We start from the raw sequence: 4,551 nt of genomic DNA on the forward strand, positions 1-4,551 counted from the left end.
GAGAGTGGCAGACGGGACGATAACCACGTCTCGGCCGTTTCTCTTCTCGCGTCGGATCGCACCGGCGTTAGCCAGTGATCGGATATTCACCCGAACGGTTTTGGACATTTTCAATCCTTTTCGGATATTAAAAGCCAGCACAGGCAACGGGGGCTGCAAAAATGCTGGATCGCAATTCTTGGGACTAGATGCGCATGATCGAACGCGAGTTCGTGAGAACTCTTGATTTCGTTTCTCTAAGTGATGAGCATGCGAAAGTTCACTCTAACGAGTACGCCAAACTGTTACTGTTGGCAGGGAGTGAAGGAGACAACTTGATGAGCATTATTGCGTCACGGGTCGCGGGGACATCTGTAACAAATGTCAAGAAGTGCCAAACAGTGCTTTGTGCCCACTATAGTGACTTCCATACAGTGGAAATATCTATTCCCCGCAACAATCAAACAGTTCAGCCTTTCGCGGCGTGGGCAAAAAAAGAAAATGCACCCGACTGGTGGATTGCCTACAACCACGTTAAGCACAATCGGCACACAAACTTTCGTGAGGCCAACCAAGAAAACTGCATGAAGGCAATTGCTGCGCTAGTTGTCCTGAATCTTTACAAGTTTGGTGACTGCCTTGAGCCCTACACCGAACTCTTTGACCCCGGGTATCCTCAATCAATTTCCACGTCTGGATCCATCAATCTTCCTGGATTTGTGAATCCTTTGGACGTGTAATAGCCGCCGCCATACCCTCTTCATCGTCCTCACGGTATCGCTGTTCGTCCGTGAGTGGTTCCTTGCCGACTACTTCACGCATCTCATCAGCAGTGAATACCAACTCATTGGATGCGCTCATCTTCTGGTTGGTATCTGCCATCTTGGCTACACGGTCGATCTTCTCGGCCATGGACGTTTCAGTCAGGTCGGCCCAATCCAGATACCAGTCCTTTTCCGGCAGTATGCGGAACTGAACTGCCCCCCATTTCGACCGGACAGTCGGCATAAGCAGAAAGGCTCAAGCACAGGCTTGGGTATAGGCTTATGTCTAACGAGTATCGACACGTTGAATTGCTGACGGGTGATGTTCGCCGCAGGCGGTGGACAACCGAGCAAAAGCTGACAATCATTGAGCAGAGTTTCGAACCAGGCGAGACGGTATCGTCCACCGCTCGCCGCCATGGCGTCGCGCCCAATCTGCTTTATCGGTGGCGCAGGCTCTTGAGCGAGGGAGGTGCTGCAGCTGTGGATTCTGACGAGCCGGTGGTCGGCAATTCGGAAGTGAAGAAGCTGGAAGATCGCGTCCGCGAGCTGGAGCGCATGCTCGGCCGCAAGACGATGGAGGTCGAAATCCTTCGGGAAGCCTTGTCCAAAGCAGACTCAAAAAAACGGATATCGCGGCCGATCTTGTTGCCGAAGGACGGTTCGCGATGAAGGCCGTCGCAGACACGCTGGGCGTATCCCGTTCCAACCTCAACGAGCGGCTGAAAGGCAGATCGAAGCCGCGCGGCTCCTATCACAAGGCCGAGGATGCAGAGCTTTTGCCCATCATTCGCAGGCTGGTAGATCAAAGGCCAACCTATGGCTATCGGCGGATCGCCGCGCTCCTCAATCGCGAAAGGCGAGCCGCCGATAAGCCTGTCGTCAACGCAAAACGGGTTCACCGCATCATGGGCAACCACGCCATGTTGCTGGAGAAGCATACGGCCGTTCGCAAGGGCCGTATCCATGACGGCAAGGTCATGGTCATGCGCTCGAACTTGCGCTGGTGCTCGGATGGGCTGGAGTTCACTTGCTGGAACGGCGAGGTCATCCGTCTCGCCTTCATCATCGACGCTTTCGACCGGGAGAGCATCTCATGGACGGCCATCGCCAATGCAGGCATCACCGGCTCAGACGTGCGCGACATGATGCTGGAGGCAGTCGAGAAGCGGTTCGCAGCAACCCGAGCCCCGCACGCAATCGAGCATCTCTCGGACAACGGCTCTGCTTACACCGCGAGGGACACGAGGCTGTTTGCGCAAGCACTCAATCTGACACCCTGCTTCACGCCGGTCGCCAGCCCGCAGTCGAACGGCATGTCGGAGGCCTTCGTCAAAACCCTGAAGCGGGATTATATCCGCATCGCAGCACTACCGGACGCAGAAACAGCGCTCCAGTTCATCGACGGATGGATCGAGGACTATAATGAAATCCATCCACATTCCGCGCTCAAGATGGCTTCCCCTCGGCAGTTCATCAGGGCTAAATCAAACTAGCCGACCTGTCCGGTGAAATGGGGAGCACTCCAGGAACCGCTCAAGACGGTTGACGAAATCCATAATGTTAGGGCGGACTGTGCTTGTCCGGCGGGACATATTTGTTTTGACCCATTCGTCAGCGTCTTCCGTGCTGGCGCGCTCGCCCGTCTGTGAACCGACAAGGATCTTGACCGGTATCGAGATGGAAGCTGCGAACGCCTGGAGGGCGATGGCAAAGAAGTGTTCCGGGCTCGGCAGTGTGACGCCAAGTGTCTTGGCAGTCATGCCCTGCATCATCAGCAGCTTGTCAAAGCCGCGTTGCCAGTCCTCGACCTGATCATTCATGCGGTCGACAAGTTCATCCACCGGTACGCCCATGATCTTGGCCATTTCGTCAAGCTTGGCCTCGGCGTCGACTTCGAGCACTGGCGCGGACTTCGCGTTCTTCCAGAAGCCCTCGCCGCCTGCGCCGCTGACCTTCTCCAAGGTGATCAGGTCGTTGTAACCGGGCTCAAGTAACGAACGGCAATCCAGCGTTCCATCCCGCGACCAGACAATCACCCGATCTGGATGCAGCATGAACTGGCGGGGCTGGCGAGTTTCTTCTCCTACGCTGGCCTCATTGAACTGATACATCAGCGGCTGACCGTAGGTATCGGAAAGTTCATCCGTATCCCACTGCGAGACCTGCAGCTGGCCTTCCCACGCCGGGAGTACTTCGACCAGCCCCAAAAGACCGCCGGGCACCGTATCAACCGGCTCCGAGAACTTCTTGTTGTCCGCCAGACGAAGGATCAGACCGGAGTACGACCCAACCAATGACCGGCGATCTGTCTCAGCAATGCGTGACCAGATGCGCAGGTCTTCGAACCGTTGACGAATATCGGCTTCAAGCTTCGTCTCCTCGGTTCTCTTGCCCTCTGACCCGTCACGCTGCTTTTCCTGAAGGAATGGATTGTCCTGCCAGGTCTTCAATATTGTCTTGTCAACACCAGCTGCGGCAATACCGTTTCGGCGGTACATGCCATACACCATATCGAACGTCAGGTTTTCAGGATATCCGAAATCAGCGTAATGATTATGCTTGGCAGCGCTGAAGTAGCCCGGGAACATAACGTCGAGCCGACGCGCCGCGGCATTGGCCAAGGCTCGAATTGGGTTCATCGGTGCTTCTTTCTAAGGAACATTGCGACGTTTTTCTCGTCACCAAGCATCAATTCAGTGATTGCCCATACAAGGGCGTCTGCACGGTCGGGTGCCCCATCCTTCCGGCGACAACTGACAAGTGCCATCTTCAAGAATGTAAGCGTGACCGTCTACCCCACGGCCGGCGACAACGATGCCGATATCGTCGCCACCGTCATCACCACGCGTGCCTGATGGATCGACAGCGACCACGATACGAACAAGCTCTGGCGCCTGTTTCACTCGCAAGCTGTCTATACCTGGCATTATCTTGCCGTCGGCAGCCGTGCGGTCATCCAGCGCCCACAAGGCGCCGTTGACTTCACTTGCCCATTCGCCCGCTTCAAAACGAAGCCGCTTTGGTGCTGACATCGAGGCCAGCACGTCGAAATACTCCGCCGGCAGATTATCGGCATTATCGGAAGGGTTAACCTTCATCTCGACGTAGTCGTCGGGATTAGGAAGCGCCTCTTTCGTGCCAGGCTTCATTTTCGCCCGGAATAGCTGAAAGCTCCAATGCAGTTTTGACGGCGGGTTACAGTCGAAATAGGCCTTGAGCGCCAGATACTGCCGTCCGGTGGCTTTCGCTATTTGAGCCGCGAGCTCACACTTCTGGGCCAGTCGGGACATTGCGGTTTCAACCGATGCCCAAGGTATTTGGCTGCTTTCGTTGAAATAGAGCGTTGCGTATTCCTGCCCGAGAATCTTCTCAACGCGCTCCTTGTCGTCCAAGCCCGCAATCCAGACCTGAGAACCGTTCGGTAACTCGACATAGAAGTCAGTCTTATCGAACCGCACGCGCAGCGATGGGAAGCAAAGCTTCAGAACCTTCGGCAGAGTGTCGGACCAAACCGAGGTCTTGGCGTGATTGAACCGGAAACGGAAAATGACATGCCGAGAGCCTGGCGCATTGATTGCCCGCTGAACGATGGCTCGGACAAGCACGAAGGTCTTCCCCGACCGGGAGCCGCCGCGCAGCATGATGTTGCGCGCAGGACCAGCCAATAGGCGGTTAGCCTGTCGCTGTTTCTCCGTAAGTTGAATTGAAGCCATGTCTCACAGTTCAGCGTCCTCTTGCGACACAGTCAGAGATATCCCACCGGAATGCTCGTGCTTCTCAATGAACATCCCGAGGTGTTTACCAA

At 55.5% G+C, this 4,551-nt stretch carries 4 protein-coding genes and 1 pseudogene; 2 read left to right on the plus strand and 3 right to left on the minus strand.

Going from position 1 to position 4,551, the window contains the following annotated elements:
* The first annotated feature begins 194 nt into the window (after positions 1-194).
* Positions 195-719 (plus strand): hypothetical protein, encoded by a 525-nt coding sequence (locus ABWW28_RS27255; RefSeq protein ID WP_353392956.1) that lies wholly within the window; start codon positions 195-197, stop codon positions 717-719.
* Here ABWW28_RS27255 and ABWW28_RS27260 read toward each other — a convergent pair.
* On the minus strand, positions 682-987 hold the full coding sequence (locus tag ABWW28_RS27260) for a hypothetical protein (protein WP_353392958.1): 306 nt from the start codon (positions 985-987) through the stop codon (positions 682-684). The genes ABWW28_RS27255 and ABWW28_RS27260 overlap by 38 nt on opposite strands.
* A gap of 38 nt (positions 988-1,025) precedes the next feature.
* Between ABWW28_RS27260 and ABWW28_RS27265 the strand changes: the two genes are divergently transcribed.
* Positions 1,026-2,239 (plus strand): IS3 family transposase gene (locus ABWW28_RS27265; RefSeq protein WP_353392959.1). Its coding sequence is split into 2 segments (ribosomal slippage): positions 1,026-1,362 and positions 1,362-2,239, totalling 1,215 coding nucleotides; the frame shifts between segments, so codons are not numbered across the junction.
* Here ABWW28_RS27265 and ABWW28_RS27270 read toward each other — a convergent pair.
* Together ABWW28_RS27270 and ABWW28_RS27275 are read right to left on the minus strand one after the other, a co-directional pair.
* Entirely contained in the window at positions 2,231-3,367 is a 1,137-nt protein-coding gene (locus tag ABWW28_RS27270) for an anti-CBASS protein Acb1 family protein (protein WP_278501917.1), read from the minus strand. The genes ABWW28_RS27265 and ABWW28_RS27270 overlap by 9 nt on opposite strands.
* A gap of 105 nt (positions 3,368-3,472) precedes the next feature.
* A pseudogene (locus tag ABWW28_RS27275) lies at positions 3,473-4,459 on the minus strand (phage terminase large subunit); the annotation flags it as partial.
* Positions 4,460-4,551: the final 92 nt, after the last annotated feature.

The sequence above is a fragment of the Brucella sp. NBRC 14130 genome, from assembly GCF_040371715.1.
Taxonomy (GTDB): domain Bacteria; phylum Pseudomonadota; class Alphaproteobacteria; order Rhizobiales; family Rhizobiaceae; genus Brucella; species Brucella intermedia.